General features: G+C 70.3%; 20 protein-coding genes and 1 pseudogene. 5 read left to right on the forward strand and 16 right to left on the reverse strand.

Translation table 11 applies throughout. From position 1 onward, the window contains the following. Positions 1-239 precede the first annotated feature (239 nt). Positions 240-1493 carry a site-specific integrase gene (locus tag ACZ6Y7_RS26245; RefSeq protein ID WP_465760382.1) on the reverse strand — a complete coding sequence of 418 codons (1254 nt, stop codon included), beginning with the start codon at positions 1491-1493 and terminating at the stop codon, positions 240-242. A 202-nt stretch (positions 1494-1695) separates the two neighbouring features. Here ACZ6Y7_RS26245 and ACZ6Y7_RS26250 point away from each other — a divergent pair, with 202 nt between their 5' ends. Next, positions 1696-2136 carry a hypothetical protein gene (locus tag ACZ6Y7_RS26250; protein WP_465760383.1) on the forward strand — a complete coding sequence of 147 codons (441 nt, stop codon included), beginning with the start codon at positions 1696-1698 and terminating at the stop codon, positions 2134-2136. 113 nt (positions 2137-2249) lie between these two features. On the opposite strand, the gene ACZ6Y7_RS26255 is transcribed toward ACZ6Y7_RS26250, so the two are convergent. From ACZ6Y7_RS26255 to ACZ6Y7_RS26280, 6 genes are all read right to left on the reverse strand, one after another. Beyond that, positions 2250-2411 carry a hypothetical protein gene (locus ACZ6Y7_RS26255; protein ID WP_465760384.1) on the reverse strand — a complete coding sequence of 54 codons (162 nt, stop codon included), beginning with the start codon at positions 2409-2411 and terminating at the stop codon, positions 2250-2252. Further along, the gene (locus ACZ6Y7_RS26260) at positions 2408-3484 is read right to left on the reverse strand and encodes a hypothetical protein (RefSeq protein ID WP_465760385.1); all 1077 of its coding nucleotides are present in this window, start codon (positions 3482-3484) and stop codon (positions 2408-2410) included. The genes ACZ6Y7_RS26255 and ACZ6Y7_RS26260 overlap by 4 nt, the downstream gene beginning before the upstream one ends. Before the next feature lie 772 nt (positions 3485-4256). After that, the gene (locus ACZ6Y7_RS26265; RefSeq protein WP_465760386.1) at positions 4257-4517 is read right to left on the reverse strand and encodes a hypothetical protein; all 261 of its coding nucleotides are present in this window, start codon (positions 4515-4517) and stop codon (positions 4257-4259) included. Further along, complete coding sequence (locus ACZ6Y7_RS26270; RefSeq protein WP_465760387.1) at positions 4514-4864, reverse strand: hypothetical protein; 351 nt, start codon at positions 4862-4864, stop codon at positions 4514-4516. The genes ACZ6Y7_RS26265 and ACZ6Y7_RS26270 overlap by 4 nt, the downstream gene beginning before the upstream one ends. 487 nt (positions 4865-5351) lie before the next feature. Beyond that, a complete protein-coding gene (locus tag ACZ6Y7_RS26275) occupies positions 5352-7421 on the reverse strand; it encodes a hypothetical protein (protein WP_465760388.1) in 2070 nt (689 codons plus the stop codon). Beyond that, positions 7316-8323, reverse strand: a complete 1008-nt coding sequence (locus ACZ6Y7_RS26280; protein ID WP_465760389.1) for a nucleotide sugar dehydrogenase — start codon at positions 8321-8323, stop codon at positions 7316-7318. The genes ACZ6Y7_RS26275 and ACZ6Y7_RS26280 overlap by 106 nt, the downstream gene beginning before the upstream one ends. On the opposite strand from ACZ6Y7_RS26280, the gene ACZ6Y7_RS26285 reads away from it, so the two are divergent. Beyond that, positions 8322-9128 carry a glycosyltransferase family 2 protein gene (locus ACZ6Y7_RS26285; protein WP_465760390.1) on the forward strand — a complete coding sequence of 269 codons (807 nt, stop codon included), beginning with the start codon at positions 8322-8324 and terminating at the stop codon, positions 9126-9128. The genes ACZ6Y7_RS26280 and ACZ6Y7_RS26285 overlap by 2 nt on opposite strands. A 56-nt stretch (positions 9129-9184) precedes the next feature. After that, the gene (locus tag ACZ6Y7_RS26290) at positions 9185-9502 is read left to right on the forward strand and encodes an Imm51 family immunity protein (protein WP_465760391.1); all 318 of its coding nucleotides are present in this window, start codon (positions 9185-9187) and stop codon (positions 9500-9502) included. 30 nt (positions 9503-9532) lie between these two features. Here the strand turns inward: ACZ6Y7_RS26290 and ACZ6Y7_RS26295 are convergent, their stop codons facing one another. The 6 genes and pseudogenes from ACZ6Y7_RS26295 to ACZ6Y7_RS26320 form a co-directional block, all read right to left on the reverse strand. Further along, positions 9533-10651: an IS630 family transposase gene (locus ACZ6Y7_RS26295; RefSeq protein ID WP_465760392.1), complete on the reverse strand. Its 1119-nt coding sequence runs from the start codon at positions 10649-10651 to the stop codon at positions 9533-9535. A 259-nt stretch (positions 10652-10910) separates the two neighbouring features. Next, positions 10911-11051: pseudogene (locus tag ACZ6Y7_RS26300) on the reverse strand (HD domain-containing protein); the annotation flags it as partial. 4 nt (positions 11052-11055) lie between these two features. Beyond that, the gene (locus tag ACZ6Y7_RS26305) at positions 11056-11223 is read right to left on the reverse strand and encodes a hypothetical protein (protein ID WP_465760393.1); all 168 of its coding nucleotides are present in this window, start codon (positions 11221-11223) and stop codon (positions 11056-11058) included. A gap of 195 nt (positions 11224-11418) precedes the next feature. Beyond that, the gene (locus ACZ6Y7_RS26310; RefSeq protein ID WP_465760394.1) at positions 11419-12732 is read right to left on the reverse strand and encodes a UDP-glucose dehydrogenase family protein; all 1314 of its coding nucleotides are present in this window, start codon (positions 12730-12732) and stop codon (positions 11419-11421) included. Between the two features lie 67 nt (positions 12733-12799). Next, positions 12800-13237, reverse strand: a complete 438-nt coding sequence (locus tag ACZ6Y7_RS26315) for an NUDIX domain-containing protein (protein WP_465760395.1) — start codon at positions 13235-13237, stop codon at positions 12800-12802. Between the two features lie 28 nt (positions 13238-13265). After that, positions 13266-15032 carry an asparagine synthetase B family protein gene (locus ACZ6Y7_RS26320; RefSeq protein ID WP_465760396.1) on the reverse strand — a complete coding sequence of 589 codons (1767 nt, stop codon included), beginning with the start codon at positions 15030-15032 and terminating at the stop codon, positions 13266-13268. Between the two features lie 272 nt (positions 15033-15304). On the opposite strand from ACZ6Y7_RS26320, the gene ACZ6Y7_RS26325 reads away from it, so the two are divergent. Continuing rightward, positions 15305-16696 carry a sporulation protein gene (locus ACZ6Y7_RS26325; RefSeq protein WP_465760397.1) on the forward strand — a complete coding sequence of 464 codons (1392 nt, stop codon included), beginning with the start codon at positions 15305-15307 and terminating at the stop codon, positions 16694-16696. Positions 16697-16945: 249 nt separating this feature from the next. On the opposite strand, the gene ACZ6Y7_RS26330 is transcribed toward ACZ6Y7_RS26325, so the two are convergent. Continuing rightward, positions 16946-17311 (reverse strand): hypothetical protein, encoded by a 366-nt coding sequence (locus ACZ6Y7_RS26330; RefSeq protein WP_465760398.1) that lies wholly within the window; start codon positions 17309-17311, stop codon positions 16946-16948. Positions 17312-17645: 334 nt separating this feature from the next. Further along, positions 17646-18839, reverse strand: a complete 1194-nt coding sequence (locus tag ACZ6Y7_RS26335; RefSeq protein WP_465760399.1) for a hypothetical protein — start codon at positions 18837-18839, stop codon at positions 17646-17648. Between the two features lie 347 nt (positions 18840-19186). On the opposite strand from ACZ6Y7_RS26335, the gene ACZ6Y7_RS26340 reads away from it, so the two are divergent. Next, entirely contained in the window at positions 19187-19798 is a 612-nt protein-coding gene (locus ACZ6Y7_RS26340) for a L,D-transpeptidase (RefSeq protein WP_465760400.1), read from the forward strand. Between the two features lie 316 nt (positions 19799-20114). Here ACZ6Y7_RS26340 and ACZ6Y7_RS26345 read toward each other — a convergent pair whose 3' ends face one another. After that, entirely contained in the window at positions 20115-20777 is a 663-nt protein-coding gene (locus tag ACZ6Y7_RS26345) for a phosphotransferase family protein (RefSeq protein WP_465760401.1), read from the reverse strand. Positions 20778-20847 lie beyond the last annotated feature (70 nt).

A 20847-nucleotide genomic window follows, 5' to 3' on the forward strand; every position in this document is an offset into this window, starting at 1 on the left:
TCGGCTGTTGGCGGCAACGCGGGTGGGCGGCGCTCGTCTCGCCTATCAGGCGCTGAGCCGGGCCCTCGACCGGGCCGAACGTGGTCTCATTGTGCTGGCTGTTACTGCGCCAGCGCCGCCTCGACGAGGCCGAAGACGTGGCCGTTGCCACGGCGGACGCCATCGAACCGTCCTTCCGGCATTCCACCGCCAGCCACGTCGGCACGTGGGGGCTGGCTGCTGATGCGAGGACGGCGACGTCAACGGACGGGTTCCGCACGTGGCGGGACGTCAGGGGTCTCGGATCCGACTTCTCGCTCGTGAAAAGAGCCAGGGCAGGCGGGAGATCGCCAATCCGTGGGGTCGGTCGGTGAGGGGACGGAGAGAGCATCGAGGGCTCTCTGGGCCCGGCCGAGGCTGTCCTTTCCTGCACGGCGCAGGCCAGCCTTCGCGTACTTCTCGACCATGGCAGTGGACTTCCAGTCCTCCGTGATGACCAAGATCTCGGCGGGGCTAAAGCCTTGGGCAGCGAGGTCGGCGGGGACGCCAGCGCGAAGACCGTGACTGGTGGCATTCTCGGCGTCGAAGCCCGGGGCGCGGGTGATCATGCGTTTGAAAGCGCAGTTTACGGCATGGCCAGTCATGCCGGTGCCGGAGGCAGATACGGGCATGAGCTTGCCCCAGCGGGTGATGCCGCGTAGCAGGGGCAACTGTGGCTCCGCTTGGCCTAGTTCGGCGAGCAGGGAGATGTAGGTGCGCACGACGGTAATCGATACCGGGTCGCGGATGACGTACTCGCGGCCGGTGGACCAGTGGTCGTTCTTGCTGGTTCGCTTGCCGACGACCATCTGCTCGGCGCCGTCTTTGAGGCGTTCGAAGGCGATGGAGTCGATCCGGTAGGCGGCTTGTTCGGAGCGGCGGGCCCGGGTGCGGTAGCCGAGGTGCAGGATCGTCAGGTCGCGCCAGCGGGCGAGCGGGATGTCGGCGGTCACCCCCTGCTGGAGGTGGGCGATGCGGGCGGCGTCAATGGGCGGGCTGGACTTCGGGGTGCGGCGGGCGCGGGCGTGGTCGGCGGCCTGCTTGCGGATCAGTTCGGCGCTCGCCTTCTTCGGCGGCCAGTTCTCGTACCCCGCGCGGGCGTTGGCATCGCGGATCGCGGCCATCGCGAGACGCAGCGAGCTGACCGGCGCGCCGGTTCCGTCGCGGCCGCCGCGGCGGCGCAGGTTGGAAATGTAGGAGACCATGTTCGCCTCGCTGGTGCGCGGGCCCGGGTGGCGGCCGTTGGCGGCGCACCAGCGGGCGAAGTAGCGCCATTGTTCGGCGTAGGTCTGGCTGGTGCGCGCCGGCCGGGCGGTGGCGAGGTCGTCGGCCGCGTCCTCGGTCAGCGTCTCGTTCGGGTCGAGCCCGTCGCGGCTGAAGGGGACGAGTGCCTGGCCTTCGTCAACCAGTTCGCCGAGCACGATCTCGGCGGTGGCTCCTGCCAGAGCCGGCAGGTTGTCCGTGTCCTCGTCCACAGGTGCTCCTTCCCACGCGCGGGCTGATGATCCGTCCGGGACAGCCTATCTGTACCAGCCCATGTATTGCGTCCTCTAAATCCAGTTAGAGGACGCGATACAGATATTGATACATAAGAGGCGCTCGGACTCAGCCATCCGTTTCCAGGCCGTCTGTGGTGGTTATTTGTGTTCAGGCGCCTGCGATGCGATGGTGTCTGCCATGAAGATCACGATCACCGTGGAGAATCCGACCCCCGAGGCGCTCCAGAAGCTGCTCGCCCTCGCCGCCATGCCGGCCGCCGTCGTGACCGCGGTGCCCGACGACCGCTGGACGCCGGAGCGGGCGCGCTCGTACTACGACCGCCTGCCGCCCCGCGCGCAGCAGATCCTGCTCCAGGTCGTCGAAGGCGAGGGCGAATGCGCCGCCGAGGAGTTGAGGGCCAACGGTCGGAGCCTGCGAGGATCCACCGGCGCGTTCAGGCGGGTGCTCTCCGAGGGTCAGCGGACCGGCCTCTGGCCTGACGGATTGCCCGTCCCGCTGGTATCCCATATCGTCGGCGGGCAGCTCAAGAAGCTTGAGATGCCGGGTTGCGGCACCGATCGGTATCCGCACCCTGCGTTTGAAAAGGGACTGCGCGATCTGCTGTCAAAAGGCCGCTGACGACCTCCTTTGACGGGCGCTCCGTGTTCAGAATAATTTTTGGTAGGACCGGGCAAACTGTCGGTCGCACACGGGAAGAGGGGTTCTGGATCCGCGAGACAGGGCGGCCCTCCCTATTGCCCGTCACTCCCCTCCTCGCGCCAGCTGCGACGGACTTCACGCCAAGCGCGGATGAGTGCCGGCAGCTTTCCCACCAGCTCGTGAAGCTGCGAAACGAGCAAGCTGGCGGCTCCGAACGCCGCGAGAAAGAACAGCGAGATGGCGTCCCAGTTCACGGGCGGCCCTCCTCGCCGGAGAACCCTGACGGCCCCTCGTGGCGTGCGGGTGGCGAGAGATCCGGGCTGGTCGTTGGAAGGACGCGACCGAGCCAGTCGGGCGGCGCGCCCACGCTTGCAAGTGTCCTTCGTGTACTGCTGAGGTTGGCGTCCGCCCCATGGCGGAAGCGCAGTTGCAGGCCGCCGCGACCGGGACCATCGGTATGCTCGAGGTGATAGGTGCATTGGGTGGTGTAAAGGCTGTGACCCCGCCGGTGACGGGGATTGCACGAGCAGTACTGGCCGCGAATCCGAAGTGGGATCCCCCACACGGGGTCCATGAGTCTGCTGAGGAAGATATCGTGGTCGATTTCCATTCCCCGCACCGTGTCCAACTCGAAGATCCACTCATCGTCATGGATCCACGCGTGAGTTGAGTGCGCGGTGCTCGACGTGTGAAAGATCGCGATGCGGCGAAGCAGTGCTGATCCGATCCAGTCCAGATGTCTGCGGGAGCTCCAGTCGCCCGGGAATTCCCGAATGTGTTGCTCCTCGTGGGTCGTCAGCTGGGGCGCATCCCACAGTGGGGTCGTTCCCGACTTTTCGAAGCGTTGCCGGCGGTGTTCGAGCTCGCCAACCCAGTTCGTGCCCGGGACGCCGCGCAGCACGAGGTCGCATCCCCCGCCGGCGAGGGTCAGTCGGAGGTCAGGGCCGTCGATGCCTGCGACGCGCAGGCCGATGACGCCGCTGACCTGCCCATCGGCCTCGCCTTCAGGCAACAGGCTGTCCAGGACATGGGCACTGCGAGGGTATGAGAATCCCTTGCGGAACGTGGTGTGGCTGTCGAGGTGTACGACAGCCACCCGTACGGTCGCTTCCACGGAGGCGACGCCGAGAGGGTGAGCCCACCATTGCCCGCCGGTGCAGATCTTGTTCAAGACCTCGGCCTCGATACGGGCCTGCAGCGTGGGGCCTGCGGGAAGAGGGGAGCGGTTGTCCCCACCGCGCAGTGCCGCTTTCGCGACGTGGAAGAGCTCACCGGTGTAGAGCTGCCGGGTTCGTGCGAGCTTGGGGAGACGCCCACCGCTGGTCATGTGCGATCCGTCCTCGGATACCGTCGCCCCAAGGCATCCGACAACTGATCTGAGTGCCCTGCTCTTTGAGGGCATGATGGTCAGCGTCGCGCGGTGCACGCACAGGTGGGGCTAAGGCTCCTTGACCTCTGAGTGATCCCGCGAAGGGGCGACGCGGGATCAGAGGTGGCCTCCTGAAGGGCCACACCGAGTGTGGGGCACGGCACCTCCCAGGCGCAAGCCACCCAGTACAGGAGGGTTCGGGCGTGACGGTGGACGCCGGCCTGGCCAGGCCGTGCTCACAGCCCGATGGGCTGACCATGAATGACCGAGGACGGAGCGAGACCCGCGACGACGCTCTGCCGCAGGGGCCTCCGGCGGGCTGACCATCCGTGCCGCTTCCGCCGCCCGGGGCCGGTCGCGGTCGTCAGCAGCCACGCTGTGCCGGGTGGGGGTCACCGCGCCGATCGCGAAAGTCCGGCTGCCGCCGGACCCGGGCCTTGACGGCCCTTTCCGCGCTCATCCGTCATGATGCCCGGCCGCTGTCTTTCGTGCGGCAGGCGGGGCCCTCCACAAGGCGCAGCCGCCCGCACACCCCCGCTCCTGCACGCTGCCGGCCGGAGGAGCCCGAGTGCTCGCTCCCGAACGCCGTGCACGTCCGGCCCTCGAGAACGCCCACGGAGGAGACCAGGACGGCGGATTCGTCAGGTGACGGCGTTGTCGGAGCCCCGGATCGTCGAAGGCAGCCAGCCCTCGGCAGCACTGGACATCCTTACCGTGCTCGTAGGGCGGATCAGAGAGCGGGCGGCGGGGTGACCTGGCAGACGACGACGAGTTCCAGACGTGGGACGACGTAGTAGGCGAGCAGGCCGCCGGCGACGTCGAGGTAACGCATCGGCTCGCCGCTGCCCTGGTAGGAGGTGCCGTCCAGGTAGAGCGCCGCGGCGGCCCGGACGAGTTCGGCGGCCCGGTGCTCGACGGCGGCGAGGAAGTCGGCCGGGGCTCCGGCCGTGACGTGCTCTTCGCTGGGGAGGTACTCCCAGCTCCAGGTCACGCGTTCACCGCCCTGTAGGCGGCGCGGTACAGCTCGGCGACGGTGATGGCGTGCTCTCGGCACTCGTCGGAGGTCGCGGCGTGGTTGGCGAGGTAGTTGGCCCGGTGGTAGTCCCGGGCGGTGGCCGGGTGGCGCTCGATCTCGACGACGGCGGCCCAGTGCGCGACGAACGAGCGGATCGGCTGCACGCTCCCGGTCTCGATGGCCTCGGCCATGGCCCGCGTCTGCCCGTCGATCATCTCGGGGAGGCGGTCCGCGGCCACGATGGCCAGGGCTGCCTTGAGCGCGGCCGGACTCCGGTCGGGCCGGGGAATCAGCTCGATCCCGTCGTGCGCGGGCTGGCTCATGACGGCGCTCCTCTCCTCGATGCTCCGGTCCCCGGCCCTCCGACCGACCCCCGCGGGCGCGAGGCGAAGCGCTGGCGGTAGACCGCGGCGCGCCTGCTGCGGCCGACCTCCGCAGGCGCGCGGAGGAGCCGCTCACCAGTGCGATGCCCGAGAAGGATTATGGCTGATCCCCGCGGGTGCGGGGAGGACCTATGGGATCTCCATCATGCCGTAGGTACGCGGCAGCCTACGCCCGCGGGTGCGGGAAGAACGCCGGTGGTTCGCGACCGTCGCTGGTGTTGGCTAGCTGACCTTCGCGGGTGCAGGAGGACGCCGAAAAACGCACCGCCGAAAGCTGCGGCTACGGCTGATCCCTGCGGGTGCGGGGAGGACGACCACCACGGGCAGGCCCCCGTCACCATGAAGGGCTGACCCCCGCGGGTGCGGGGAGGACCCTTCGCGAACCGGACGATGCGGTGGGCGGTAGGTGTCGTCGAGTGTCTGCCGATCAGCTCCAGGGCGGGGACGTTCGGCCGTCCGGCTCCAGGCCGTAGCGCAGCAGCCGGGCCCACTGTGGGTCGCTGGCGGCCCGGCGGGTGGCCAGCGCTTCAAGGGCCTCGCTGCGCCCGGCGTCTGCGGCGCGGCGGCAGGATTCCTCGGGTTGCTCCGGCTCCTGCTCGGCGAGGTCGCTCTCGTAATTGTCCGTCGTGATTGCCCACAGGGCGACGGTGCTTCCACGTGCCGCAGCGTCGTGGACCAGCTCGTCCAGCGTGGGGTGCTTGTTTCGGCCCATCCGCATCCATGGGACGACGATCTGAATGTCGTGGTCACCTGACGTTCGCCCTTTGGCCAGAAGCCGGTCCATCGCGGAGGGGTCGCCGTTGCGTTCCGCCAGCCATGCCAGATCCCAGGGGGCGAAGAGGCTTCCGGCCTCTGCGTTCGCCTGGTACAGGCGTGCCGCCTCCTGTGGTGCCCCGGCCCGTGCACGCATGCGGGCCAGACGCTGGAAGACCGACATGTTCCGTCGGCTTGCCGCCTGCCGGGCGAGATGTTCCGCCTCCGTCAAACGGCCGATCCGCTCGTGGATTTCGGCGAGTCCGTTCACCGCGTCGGGGTTCCCGGCCTCGTGGGCCTTCCGGTAGAGCGGCTCGGCGTGCCGCAGCCGCAGGCGTATCAGGGCCGCCCTGCCGAGGGCGACAGCGTCGTCGGTGGATGAGCAATGGTCCACGGCCGTCTCCCAGAAGGCGGCGCCCGGGACCTCGTGACTCCGGGTGCGTCGGCCGTGCTGCTCCAGATAGTCGGCCAACCGGAACCATGGCTGGTCGGGCGCAGCCACGCGGTTCGCGTGATGGAACGCGTTCGTGACCTTCGTGCGGGTGGACGCGATCGCACCGCCTGCACGGATGGACGCGATCGTGCCGCCGGCAGGGATGAGCGGGGTGGCGCTGCCCGCACGGTCAACCCCGCTCGCGCCGTCCGGGTCAGGAGCCGGGACAACTGCGAGCGGTCCTGGGACGCCGCGGCACGGTGTGGTGGCGGCGACGATGGCCTGTTCCCAGAGGTCGGCGTCGGCCGCCTTCAGCTGGCTGCGTGGTAGGTAGGCGGTCGCGGCACCCGCCAGCAGGGACCACGGCAGGTCCGCGCCGTGTCCGAGGCGCCGCAGGTCCATGGCCGTCTCTATCAGGGCGCGGGCGCCCGACGAGGCCGTCTCGTACCGTTCCCACAGCAGGGGCGCAGCCCCGAGGTACTGGGTGATTTCGCCGTCCTGCGCTTGCTCGGCCGCCTCGGTGAGCTTTGGGTCCGCCTCGGCCATGCGGGCCAGTTCGGCCAGGTCCTGCCGGGTGAAGGCGTTCGGTACCCGGATGCTGCGACCCTCGAACAGGGCCCTGGCGTGCCGGTGGCGGTCCTCGTCGAGGCGCAGCCAGTATTCGGGCCACAGGGTGGCCAGAATGAGGACCGGCCCGTGCCCGGGGGTGGTCTGTTGTTCGCGGAGGGCGGCCGCGGCTTCCTCGCCGAGAGGGCTGGAGGACTGGAGGAGATAGGACTGCGCCTCGTCGAGCCAGACCACGGTGTACGGCCCGATCTCGCCGGGGGTTCGGAGCGCGGTGAGGAGTCGGCGTAACGTCAGCGGATGCCATACCCGCCAGTGCGGTGGCAGTTCTCGCAGGGCCTCCCAGCACGCCCGGGTCTTTCCGGTCGATGAGTCGCCGACCAGCACGGCCGTGGCGCTCGTGCCCTGGGCGGCCCGCCGCACTACGGCACGCAGCGCGGCGTCGTGGGCTCGTGTGACGTACGTCGGGAGTTCACCGTTGTCGCCCTGGCCGGTGGTGATGCTCCGACGGACGTTGAGCGCCGTCGGATCGGTGAGTGAGCGCACGGGTAGGCCCGCAGGGCCTCGGGGGGTGGGCGGTTCGGAGACGTGGACGTGAACGACTCCGGCCTGGATCAGGGGCCCGTTGATCGTGCTGCCGCTCACGGTGTTGTCGACGTCGACGTGCGGAGGCTCGTGTTGGTGCAGGTACTGGCGCTCGGGCTCGGGCTCAATCCCGTGCTCGCGCTCGTGCGCCGATGACGCCACGTGCGGACCTCCCTCAGCTGCCATATGTGGGGAGCTACGGAGTGGACGCACTCCCCGGTCGGTCCACGGTAGCGGTTGCCAGCTGCCCTCCGAGAGCGAGTTTCGGGAGTCCTTCTTCGGCACCCACGATTCACACCGTCTCTCGGTGCTCGGACAGGGCACGCGCGGTGACCGTTCACAGTCGCGGCGGCGTCGATCGCCTTCCAGTTGTTCACGCCGAGGCCCGGGGCCAACATCGCCAGCTCGTTGACCAGGGAGATGTTGACCAGACGGACCACGTTCTCGATCAGCTTCGCCATCTCGGCGACCCTGGTCCCGGACACCGGAACCAGGGTCTGGAAGATGCCACCGTAGAAGCCCTTGATCACGTCGAGTGAGGTGGCGTCGATCCCGGATACCACCGTGGGCGTGCCTTCGAACGACCAGCGTGGGCTGCCCGGAGCCATGCGTTCGGGGCTGAAGCCGACCAGGAAGTCCACCCCGGCCTTGAGGCCCGATGCCTGTTCCAGGATCGGCACGAGCAGTTCCTCGGTGGTGCCGGGGTGGCTCGTGGACTCCAGGATCACCGTCGCGCCGGGGCAAAGGTGCTCGCCGAGCGTCCGGGCGCTGGACTCGATGTAGGTCACGTCGGGCACGCCGTCCCGCAGCGGTGTCGGCACGGTGATCACCGCGATGTCGAAGCCGGCCAGCTCGGCGGCGTCGGCGGTCGCGCCGTACGCCCCGGAGTCCAGCACCGCGCGGAGCCGCGAGGAGGTCACGCCCTCCACGTACGAGTCGCCGGCGGTGAGCTGCTTGATACGGTGCAGGTCCACGTCGTAGCCGACGACGCGATGGCCCACCTCGGCGGCGCGCACGGCGAGCGGCAGCCCCACATAGCCTTGACCTGCGACAACGACATCCATGACGACTCCAACCCGGGTAAGGAGCACGGCCGGGCCCCTGGTTTCTGTGGTGATGCCGGTACACAACTCCGTCGCCACCGTGGGCGCGTCGGTGCGCTCCGTTCTCGCGCAAACCCATGCCGGCGTGGAACTGCTGGTCACCGACGACGCGTCCACCGACGGCTCCATGGACGTGCTTCAGGACCTGGCCCGCCAGGACGAGCGTGTTCGTCCGCAGCCGGCACCCGAGCAGGGAGGTGCGGCCAAGGCCCGCAACCTCGCTATGGCGCGGGCGCGGGGGAAGTACGTGGCCTTCCTCGACGCCGACGACATGTGGCTTCCGGAGAAGGTGGAGCGGCAGCTCGCCTTCGCCGAGGCCGGGGATGCTCCGCTGACGTTCACCTCCTACTACAAGGTCGACGGCGACTACGTGGGCGAGGCGGAGACCTTCACGTCGAACGGGCGCGTGGTCGCGGCGCGGGAGCGCGTGACGTACCGGGACATGCTGGTGCAGGACCACATCGGGGCCCTGACCGCCATGTACGACTGGTCGTTGCTGGGCACGCGACTGATGCCGGACATGCGCAAGCGCCAGGACTCCGCGCTGTGGCTGAGCATCATGCGGGAGGGACACCCCGCTCGGGGGCTGCAGGAACCTCTGGCGGTCTACAGGTCCGGGCGGGCGGGATCACTGTCCTCGAACAAGCTGTCGCTGGTGGAGCACAACTGGAAGCTCTACCGCGACCATGAGCGGCTGTCGCTTGTCCGGTCGACGTTGGCTCTGGCCGGGGCGACGTTGCACTCGGTGCGTAAGGCGCGCATCTAGTGCCGTGACCGGAAAGGATCACCGGGGTGGGAGCTTGGCGTGAGAAGATCGCGGCCGTGACCATCTCGCTTCATGACTTCGATGGCGAACACTCGCTGACGTTGGACGTCGGTGGCCTGGCTGCTGACGCGGCGGTAGCCGATGCAGGGCACGAGCCGAACGGGTACTTCTGGGAAGGTCTCGTGCAGTTCGCCTGGCCGGACATTGCCGAGCGCCTCAACTTCGACAGCGAGGCCGGCATGTTCTGCGCGGTCGGTAGTCCGAGTGACCTCGCGCAACTCAAGACGGCCCTTGAGCCAGTCATCGCGAGCCCCGACACGGTCGGCGACATCATCGCCCAGGCGGAGACTTCGGGCTTCGAGTTCGACGACTAGGAACTCCAGAGAACAGAAATCCCGGTTCGTTCAGGCCACTCCGGTGGCTGGGCGTCCGCCCCAGCGGACGCCCTTCTCACTGCGGACGCGTGCCCGCTCGCGCCGTTGGGCGGCCAGGACGTCGGGGTGGCGCGCGTTGGTATTGCGCCAGCGCAGGTAAGCATGCAGGGCCCGGGTCCGGACGGTGTGGTTGCGGTGGTTCGAGTTCGCGATCGTGAACTGCCGCAAGGGCCCGAAGTGGGCCTCGAACGGGTTGGCCCAGGACGCGTAGGTCGGCGTGAAGCACAACTCGAGGTTCTTGGACCCCCAGCGCCAGGTCTGCTGGCCCTTGTGAGCCGACAGGTTGTCCAGGATGACATAGATCGGGGCGCCGTCCGGGCGGGCCGCCCGGATCGACCTCAGTGCGGCCAGGGTGTTCGCGGCGCCCTTCTTGCGCCGGTTGACGCCCCACAGCTTGTCGTCGCCGACCGAGTAGCAGCCGTGGAAGTACCGGACGCCGTGAGTGCGATGGTAGGTCGCGGGGGGCCGCTCGGGCTGGCCGGCGGGGGCCCAGACGGAGCCACCGGTGGGACGGATGCCGAGCGGGCCGAACTCGTCGAACGCGAACACCCGGTCCGGGAAACGGGCCATAACGTACTCGATTCGATCGACCTTCGTGTCGCGGTCGGGGTCGGGTGACTCCTTCCAGGTCTTGGTGCGCTGGAAGGTGATGCTGCGGCGGGCGAGCAGGCACCGTAATGCCTCGCGGCCGATCCGGATCACGCGGCCGTGGACTTTCCGCAGGTAGGCGGCGAGTTTGCGGATCGACCAGCGAGTGAAGGGCTGGCCGAGCTTGGTCGGGCGGGTGGTGGCCGTCGAGACGACGAAGTCCTCGTCGTCAGGACTCAGCAGGCGGGGACGGCCTCCCGCCCACCGAGGGTCCAGAGCGGCCAGGCCGATCTCGTTGAACCGATGGATCACGTCGCGGACGGTGTCCTCGTCGGCCTGCACCAGCTGCGCGATCACCGGGACCCGGCTCCCGCCGGCCGAGGCCAACAGCATCATCGCCCGTCGGAATCGCACTGAACTGGTGCTGCCCCGCCGCACGATCTGCTGCAGCTTCTGCCCCTCCTGGTCGGTCAACCTGCGCACACGGACAGGCTCAGCCACCACACCCCCAAGGGTCGGACCCACGGACGTCACCGCACATCCGACCGCCCGCAGCACCAACCCGGCGAACCATCCTGGTCACGGCACTAGCTGACCTTCGCGGGTGCAGGAGGACGCTGAAAACGCACCGCCGAAAGGAGTGGCTACGGCGGACCCCCGCGGGTGTGCTGAGGACGACAGGGCCGTCGCGGGAATTCGTGTGCGGGATTGGCTGACCCCAGCGGGTGCGGGGAGGCCCCCGGCGCCGTAAGCCCTCGCACAGTAGGGATGTCCTCCAGGAATGCTCGGCGATCGACTCGGGGTCGCGGACACCGGCCATCGACCAACCGGTGCGCTTGCTGTGCTTGAGGGTTCCCGCTTCGAACAGGAACCGCGCCACCGTGGACAGGTCGTCGGCCACCGTTTTACTGCTCCCACGCCTCGACGAGGCGAATCGCGTAACGGGTGCTCTCCAGCTCGCGGCGAATGTGCCGCGGCACCTGCCCGCTATCCAACATCGCGAGGAGCAAGGTCGGTCGGACCTGGAGCAGCGACCGCATGGTGTGGATGTTCAGGCACAGGTAGTGGGCCAAGCGGCCGGGCCCTTGGGGCCCGAGGCGCCAGATGCCCGAGTGCCCCGAGCCGTCCGGACGGCTCGGGGCACTCGGGTGTGGTGGGTCAGAGCATCGGCTCGAACGCGGCGCCGACACCGTTGCCGATGCAGGGGGCGACGGACTTGCAGTCGTTGCCGGCCGAGGAGTCTGTAGGTGTGCCGTGTGGCGGTGCGGTCAGGGCCGGCCGAGCGCGCGGAAGGTCCAGCCGGCTTCGCGCCAGCGGTTGGCGCTCAGGGTGCCGCGGGCGTCGATGACGTGGGGGGCGGCGATGTGGCTGGCGAGGTCGGCGGGGTCGGCGTCGGAGTAGTGGGGCCAGTCGGTCAGGTGCAGCAGCAGGCCGGCGCCGATGACGGCTTGGGTGAGGTCGTCGGCGTAGTCGAGGTGGGGGTAGGCCCGGCGGGCGTTCTCCAACGCGGCGGGGTCGTGGACGGTGACCTCGGCGCCGGCCCGATGGAGGGCGTCGGCGACCGCGAGGGCCGGGGAGTCGCGGATGTCGTCGGTGTGAGCCTTGAAGGCGGCGCCCCAGACGGCGATCCGCTTGCCGATCATCGTGCCGCCGAGCGCCTCGCGGGCGAGGGCGACGGTGTGCTCGCGCCGGCGCCGGTTGATCGCCGCGACCTGGCGGAGAAGGCCGGCGTCGGCGCCGAGTTCCTCGGCGCGGTGGGTGAACCCGGCCAAGTCCTTGGGCAGGCAGCCGCCGCCGAACCCGAGGCCGGGCCGCATGCCCTTGGCCCCGATCCGGTGGTCATAGCCCAAGGCGAGGGCGATCTGCTGGACGTCGGTGCCGGCCAGCTCGCAGAGCTCCGCCATTGCGTTGATGAAGGAGATCTTGGTGGCGAGGAAGGCGTTCGCGGCGCCCTTGATCAGCTCGGCGGTCGGAATGTCGGTGACGATCAGCGGGGAGCCGGTGGCCAGGACGTCGGCATACACGTCCCGGAAGACGGCCTCGCTGCTGGTGTCGCCGTCCTCGATGCCGAGCACGATCCGGTCGGGCTCCAGAGTGTCCAGGACGGCGAAGGACTCGCGCAGGAACTCCGGCGACCAGGCCAGGCGGGCGCTCGCCCCGGAGCGGACGTGCTCGTCGAGGGTCTGCCGCAGCTTCGCGACGGTGCCGACCGGGACGGTGGACTTGCCGATGATCAGCGCGCCATCCCCGAGCCTGGGGGCCAGCTGGCGGACGGCGGTGTGGAGGTGGGTGAGGTCGTAGGCGCCGGTGCCGTCCTGCTGGGGGGTGCCGACGCCCAGGAAGTGGACGTCGGCGAAGGCGGCGGCCTCCGCGTAGGAGGCGGTGAAGCTGAGCTGTCCGGTGGCGGTGTGCTCGGCGAGCAGGTCGTCCAGGCCGCGCTCGACAAATGGGGCCTGGCCCTTGTTCAGGGCGTCGACCTTGTCGATGTCGGTGTCCATGCCGAGGACCTGGTGGCCGAGTTCGGCCATCGCGGCGGCGTGGGTCGCGCCGAGGTAGCCGCAGCCGATCACGGTGAGCTTCACGAACGTGTCCTTCCAAGGGGGCGGGGTTGCCGCCCGGCGGGGCCCGCCTCCCCTGAGGACGGAGGCGTCAGGTGCCGGGCCGGGCGGCGAGACAGTGATGGATGCCGTCGCGGATGAACGGCGGGATGGTCAGGACGGGCAGGTGTTCAGGCGCGAAGAACTGGAGCTTGACGCCCTCAGCCAGCGGCAGCGCGGTCTCGTCGCCGTCCCAGGAGGCGGCGAAGAAGGTGATGATCTGCCCGGAGCCGTCGGAGTCCTTGATTTCGAAGAGCTCGGTCAGGCCGCCGACCGTGAGACCGGCCTCCTCGTCGAGCTCGCGGACGATCGCCTCCGCCGCGGTCTCACCGCGCTCGCAGCCGCCTCCGAGGAGGCTCCAGTGGCCGGGCCAGGCGATGCCGTCGAGGTCGTCGCGCAGGTGCAGGAGGAGTTCACCGCGGTGGTTGATGATGATCGCGACCGCTCCGCGCGGCTGGGCGGCGGCCGGGTTCTGGGGATGGGTGTCCATGTGCTCACCGTAGTGAGCCGACTGGTCGTCATGCCGCGGTCGTCAGAGCGTGGTCGGTGAACCAGGCTGCGGCCATGAGGGCCTGCATGCGGGTGCGGTCGAACCGGCCGCCTGGCTTCAGGCCGCCGACCAGCAGCGGCCGCAGTCCCCTGGGCGCCTGGTCGAGTACCGAGCTGATCTGGGCGGTCGCCCAGGGCTCCAACGGGCCGCAGAGCCAGCTCGGGACCGGAGAGGCGAACCCGAGCTTGTCACAGCTGCCCCAGACCTCCCGGGGCAGGCCGAGGGCTTTCGCGGCGTCCCGCAGGATCCGCTTCCCGGCCGCCGGGTCGGCGATCTTGTGCTCGACCGGCAGCCGGTAGGCGAACTCGACGAGGTCGCGCGCGAGGAACGGCGACCGCCGTTCCAGCGCGAAGGCGGAGGCGAGCTTGTCCGAGGTCATCACCAGCGGGCGCCAGGCCGTCGCCAGGTCTGCCAGCGTCAGCCCCCGCGCCAGGTCGCCGCCGGCTCGACGGAGGGCGTCGGCGGCCAGCTCCCGTAGGCGGCCGTCCGGGTCCTGCCCGCGCAGGATCAGCTTCACGATCGCTTCGGCAGGCTCCAACGGCTCCCCGGTGGAGCCGAGGAGCTTGGCAGCCAGCGGCCGGTAGGCCTCCAGGCCGGCGCCCAGCACGGCTTCCGGACCGAAGAGGACGAGCGCGTGGCGGACGTAGCCCATCAGGAACTCGTCCGGCCCGAGCCCGCCGACGACGACGCGGATGCCGCGTTCGGCGACCGCCCGGTAGGCCATGTGCTCGGAGAACGTGGACGCGTTGCCCATCGGGTAGTCCAGCGCGTGCATGATCTGCGGCAGCGAGTGGGTGAAGTCCTCGATGGTCGGCTCGATGGCGACCAACTCGGCGCCGATGTCGCGGGCGACGACGGCCGCCGTCGCGGACTCGTCCAGGCGGTCCTGGCCGGGGTAGCGGACCGTTACGCAGAGCTGGGGACGCATCAGGTAGGCCAGCATCGAGGAGTCCAGCTCGCCCGACAGCAGCAGCGCGAAGTCGCCGGCTGGAACTCGCATCGGGATCCGGTCGGCCAACAGGACCGAGAACCGTGCGAGCGCGGCCTGGTAGTCGCCCTGCCAGGGCTCCAGGCCCTCCAGCTGCCACCAGGTCCGCTGGGCCACGGAGCCGGTGGCGACGTCGAAGGCCAGGAGACGGGCGGGCGGGAGGAGCTGGATGCCCTGGAACGGGGTGTCGGCGCCGGTCGGCGTCTCGATGCTCAGCATCTCGGGGCGGACGACCAGCGGGGCGGTGCCGTAGCCGGTCAGGGTGGTGACCTCGGAGGCGAACGCGAGCCGGCTGCCGTCCAGACGCCAGTAGAGGGGTTTCTCGCCGAGCCGGTCCCGGGCCAGGAACAGTCGGCCCTCGCGCGGGTCGTAGGCGGCCAGGGCGAACATGCCGTCGAGGGCGGCGAGGCAGCCGGGGCCGAGCTTGGCCCAGGCCCTCAGGACCAGGTGGGCGTCGGTCTCGCCGGGCTCCAGCTGGATGCCCCAGGCCGCGGCGACCTGCCGGTAGTTGTAGATCTCGCCGTTGAAGGAGAGGACGATGCCGCTGGCCGGGTCCTTGTAGGGGCCGGGGTCGGCGGCGGTGTCGATGATCAGCAGGGTGTTCATGGACAGCACCGCCCGGCCGTCGGCCGAGGTGAGGTGCCGGGTGCCGTCCGGTCCGCGGTGGTGCTGGGCCAGGCCCATCGCGGCGACGGTGGTCTGGTGCCGGGCGGCATCCGCGCCGGCCAGTCCTGCGATTCCGCACATCTGGTTGTCACCCCCGAGCGTGAAATCGGTGATGGCCCCCGCCGGGAGGAGTTTCCCCAGGTCCCGGCGGAGGCCCGGAACACCAGACAACCGCCTGGGGGCTCGCGGGGGCAGGGCTCGCAGGGGGGCTCACAACTCGTGAAAGCGGTTCACTGCGAGCGGTGGAGGCAATACCCTCGGTGATCCGGCGTCAGGTGCCGGGCGTACGAGTTCTCGTGCCCAGTCGAGTACGACTCCCCGTGCCCAGCCGGGGACCGATTGAGGGGGACGCTGTGGCGTCGACCACCCGCCGGGCCAAGCCGCCGAACGACGCGCTGGCCCGGATGATCGACAAGTGTGAGGGAGCCAGCCACAAATCGCTGGCCCTGCGCGTGAACCAGCTGGCCCGCGAAGCCGGGCTGACCACGACATATACGCATACCTCGATCGCCAACTGGTGCCGTCGGGGCATGGTCCCCGAGTGGCCGGTGCCCAGGCTGCTGGCCCAGGCGATCGGCGAGCGGCTCGGCCGACCTGTGCACTTGGCGGAGATCGGTATGGCGGACGCCGAGACACCGGATGCTGCGGTGGGGTTGGATTTCCCGCGAGACCCCGCCGACGCCGTGCGCGTCGCCACTTCGTTCTGGAGTTCCGTGAACCGCCGCGACTTCCTCACCGGATCCAGCTTCGCCGTTGCCGCGTTCACGACGCCGGTGACCCGGTGGCTGGTGAGCCCCGCCGATGACACCTCCGCCCATCGCGGGACCGGCCGGGTCGGCGCCGCAGACCTCGCCGAACTGCGGGATGCGGCCGACGACGCTCGGCGGTGGGACTCGAAGTATGGCGGCGGGAACTGGAAGGCCAACTCCGTGACGGCCTGCCTGCAGGAGCGGGCCGTGCCGCTGCTGACCGGCTCGTTCAGCGACGAGGTGGGACGCGAGCTGTTCTCGGTGACCGCCGAGCTGTCCCGCCTGGCCGGCTGGACCGCCTTCGACGTCGGTCAGCACGACGTCGCCCAGCGGCATTTCATCCAGGCTCTCCGCCTCGCGCGGGCCGGCGGTGACGTGCAGCTCGGCTGCTATGTGCTCACCACGATGGCGATGCAGACGCTTCTACGGGGCTTCGCGGGTGAGGCCATCGACATGACCCAGGGCGCCTTTGAACGGGCCAAGGGCCAGGCCGCCCCCAGGGTGCTGGCCTTCACCAAGCTCATCGAGGCCCGCGCCCATGCCCGCGACAACAACGCCAAGGCCGCCTCAACCGCGCTGACCGCCTCCGAAAGCCTGCTCGACCAGGCTCGCGGCGGCGGCGACGAGCCGGCGTGGATCGACTTCTACCACCACGCTCGGCTCGCCGCCGACGCCGCCGAGGTCTTCCGCGACCTGCGGAGGCCGAAGGAGGCGCTCACCTGGAACGCGCAGGCTGCTGCCATGCAACCAGGTGTGTTCACCCGTTCGGTCGGCATGCGCCTGGCAATCGTGGGGACGGCCCACCTCCACCGCGGTGACCTCGACCAGGGCCTCGCGCACGGCAACCAGGCCGTCGACATCCTCGCCCGCGTCCAGTCCAGCCGGGCCAAGGACTACGTAAGCGAGCTCAACGCCGCCCTCACTCCCTGGCGGCGCGAGACGGCGGTTCGGGACTTCCTGCACCGGACCCGCCAGGAACTCGGCGTCGCGGCCTGATGGCTGAGTACGTCCACGTGTACTCAGCTGGGCTCGACCACGGGCCACTCTTGTCGCCCGGCTCCGATGAGCCGGGCGACAGGGGGGCGCGGCACCCGCTCCCAGCCGAAGTCAGTTGCCGGATTCGGGTGCAGTGGGTAACAGTGCCACCGATGCCCACGTACGGCCTCGCTGGCAGCGAAGCTGGTCGTTCTCGACTTCGGGGACGTTGACCACGCGGGCGAACATGTCGACGTCGCTCTGAAGGCGCTAGATCTCCAAGATCGCTTCGGCCAGCTGTTCCTCGGTCGTCTTCAACTCTTCGCGCAGCTTGGCGGGGAGCACATGACTGCGTTCGGGGCGGGGCGCAGGGGACGGGACTCCCTCTAACGCCGGGCGGCGCCTCGACGAGCACGGGGGGCACGTACGGTCATCCAGCGGTTTGCCGACGGTCACAAGGGCGGCGACCATCAGGTGGCTGGTTCTCTGGCACATTCGGGGAAGGCCGGTGCTCATGGACTGCGGGTGCCGCTCGATCTCGACGACGGCGGCCCAGTGCGCGACGAACGAGCGGACCGGCTGCACGCTCCCGGTCTCGATGGCCTCAGCCATGGCGCGCGTCTGCCCGTCGATCATCTCCGGGAGGCGGTCCGCGGCGACGACTGCCAGGGCGGCCTTGAGCGCGGCCGGACTCCGGTCGGGCCGGGGGATCAGCTTGTGCGGGCCGGCGCGTGGCGGCGCTCCTCTCCTCGGTGCTCCGGTCCCCCGCGGGCACGGGGAGAATCCGCTCACCAGCGCGACGCCCGAGAAGGACTGCGGCTGATCCCCGCAGGCGCGGGGAGGACCTCCGGGGTCCACCAAGCCATAGGCGCGCGGTAGCCGACGCCCGAAGGTCGGGGGGAGACCGCCGCTGCCGTCCTGCCACGAGATGAAGCCCCCGTACACAGGGGGCCTTGATGCAAAGTCCTTCTCAGGCCTCGTCCGCCCAGATGGCCGTGCGGCCGTCGGGCTGGATGTGGACGGTCATCGACATCTCGCGGTAGAGGGAGACCGCGTCCAGTTCGCCGACCTCGGCGCGGGCCTGGAACGCGGTGGCCGGGAACAGGGGTTGGACGCACAGTTCCGGCGGGCTCAGCAGCGTCTGGCCCGGCGCCACGACGATCCGCACTCCCGTGCCCCAGGAGCCGGGGCACGGATGGCTGGCGCGGGTGCGGACCCAGCCGACCTTGGCCCGCACCGTCACCGCGTCGGGACCGGTGTTGGTCAGCCGGACCGCGAAGCTCAGGCCCGACTCGTCCACCCGGGTGCACGCCGTCCAGGCGAGGCCCTCGACGTAGCGGATCCGTCCGCACCGGTGGTTGCCGCCGATCTCGGTGCGGGCCCCGGGGACCGGGGAGAACAGCGGCAGGTCCGCATGCTCGGGAGTGGCGGCCGGCGGTTCGCTCGCGGGGCTCGCGGGGCTCGCGGGGCTCGCGGCCGACGGGGGCGGCGGTGCGGGGGCGGCCGCGTCCATACCCGCACCGCTGCGCCCCGCCAGCAGGACCAAGGGCAGGACGGCGGCCGGGACGAGGACGGCCGCGGCGACGGGCAGCGATCGGCGCACAGTCGTGTTGACGGGGTGTGTGCTCCTGGCGCGCGCCGGGGCGGCGTTCTCGAGCGTGGCGCTCGCGCCGTCTCCGTCGGAGCGCCGGCCCCCCTCGCCGGTCCCATCGAGGGGGGCCGGCACCGTGCCGTCCTCGCCCGTGCCGTCCCCACCAGGGCCGCCGCGTCCGCCATCGATCTGGGCGACCGCCTTCCGCCGCCACCCGGCGCCGCCGAGCTCCGCCAGGCGTGACCGGAGTACGGCGATCTCCTCGCCGTGCCCGACCAGCAGCTCGGCCGCCGCCGCGGCGTCCGGGCGCAGGGCCTGGGCGAGAGCGGCGGTGTCGGCCTGTGACGGCATCCGGTTGGACTTCGCGACGAGCAGCTGGCGGTGTCCCTTCAGCCAGTACGAGAGCAAGGGTTCGTCGATCCGGTGTCCGGCGAGGCGCAGCCGCCGTACGAGGGCCTTGCGGGACGGCCGCTGGGCGCGGTCGGTGACGTCGGACAGGCACCTGGCCCAGTCGTCCAGTGCCCGGGCGAGCTCGCCGGTGGCGTCCTCGAAAGCCTTCTGCCGATGCTCCACAGGCGTCCTCCGGGGTGGTTCGGTGTGCACCGCGGGCCGTTCGGGCGCAGGTCAGCGCGGTGCAAGACAGAGTGCAAGTTGCACTGTTCCGCGCCTGATGGACGGCCAATCCCGTCGGCCGCGAAGCTCGTTGGCGGCGGAAGCGGAAGCGGAAGCGGAAGCGGAAGCGGAAGCGGAAGCGGTAGCGGCAGCGGTGGTCAGGGCGCTGGTGGCACGCGGCCGGTCGGCGCGCACACCGCGTAACGGGTGGCACGCCGCGCGTCGGCGCCGCCCGTCCCCGGGCCATGGCGGCCCCCGCCAGGAACCAGAACGGCAAGCCCGAACCGAAAGCAGGACAGGAGCAGGACATGCGGACGATCCCCTCGTACTCCCACCGCGGCACCTCCCACCACGGCACCTCCCGGCAGCGGCCTCTCACGGCGCTGCTGCTCGCCGCGGGCCTGACGGCCGCGGTCGCGGCCGGCACCGCGCCCACCGCGCAGGCGGCGGACAACGGCGTCCGGCTGACCTTCGTCAAGAACCACGAGCACCCCGACCGCTCCACCCTCTCGGTCCGCGTCGGCGGCGAGACCATCGCCTCCTACCGGGCCGGATCCGGTATCGGAGCCAGTGCCGAGGGCCGTGACAGCTGCCGGACCAACAAGGGCTGGCTGCCCAACGGCACCTACCGGATCGAAGGGCACGAGCGCCACCGGGACAGCGTCATCAAGGGCCTCGCCATCGCCCTCGCGGACAAGAAGTGCTCCGACGGCACCCTGCGGTCCGACCTCTTCATCCACAGCGAGATGAAGGCGGACGGCACCCAGGGCACGCCCCAGGAGCCCGAGCCCACGCGCTGGGACGGCGACCAGGACTACCGCTCGTTCGGCTGCATCAAGCTGCACCCCGACCACATCAAGGCGCTGTTCGCCAAGCTCGACGCCCGGGGCTGGCCCACGACCCTCGAGGTCAGCGGCTGATCCCTTCCGGCGGGCGCGCGCCGTGCACCGCGCGCGCCCGCCGGTCGCCGCACGCCTGGCCACTCCGCGAGCCCTACGTCCGGGATCGGCGCGGTGACCACGGGGCGGGCTCACAGGTGCCGTCCTCAACCTCACCGACCCCGCAGACTCGCCTGCCGCCGACCCGTGAGATCAGCTCCCGGCGGGGGGCAGCACGGTTCCGACGTTCCGAGCTGCGGGAAAGACCTGGTACCCGTGGCCAGGCTCACCGGCAGGGAGAGCCGATCCCGCGAGGCCGAGAAGGACCGCCGTCGTGGCGCCGCTCGCAGAGGCGTTCTCATCTGGTGATCTCCGAGAGCCACGTACGCAGGGGCCCTTCGAGGTCGAGATTGTCGCCTCGCGTGGCGGTTTGGAGTAGTTCGGTGATGACGACCAGTCCAGCGAAGCGCCCGGCTGGGGTGGTGAGGACGTGAGCGAGACGGCGACGGACTTCGGCGGCGGTCTCCGGGACGAGGAGGCTGTAGGCGTACAGGAGGGCCGCGTCGTAGCCAGCGGGCGCGGTGCCCCAGCCTTCCCAGTCGAGCACGGTGAGCGTCGGGCCCGTGAGGTTGGCCCAGTGCAGATCGCCGTGGGCCGTCGTCCAGGCCGTCACCTTGGTGTCGATCGGGATTCCCAGGTACTGGGGCATGGCGCGGTCCAGGTACTCCTGCCGGACCGCCACCCGGTCGCTGGGGACGGCTGCGATGGCGTCGAGGGCGGTGCCGAGTTCGTCCCACCAGGCATCGTCCAGATCAGGGGCTTCCCGGAGGACCGGATCGTGGGTGGTGATGGTGGAGGCGGTGATCCTGTCGTACAACTCCGCCAGGTAGCCGTGCTCGCCCTCGGTCCACGTGCGTCGCTCCCGCAGGCGCGGCCGGGGTACCGCAGGAGGCATGAGCCGTTCGGCCTCCTGCGGCCCCTCCCAGAGCTTTCCGCCGGCCTTGTCGGCCGGGGCGGACACCAGGCGGAGCCATCCCTCACCGGACGCTGTGGCGACCGGGCGGCTGAGCGTACGCCCACGCCAACCCCAT

The sequence above is a fragment of the Kitasatospora sp. NPDC053308 genome (assembly GCF_055585785.1).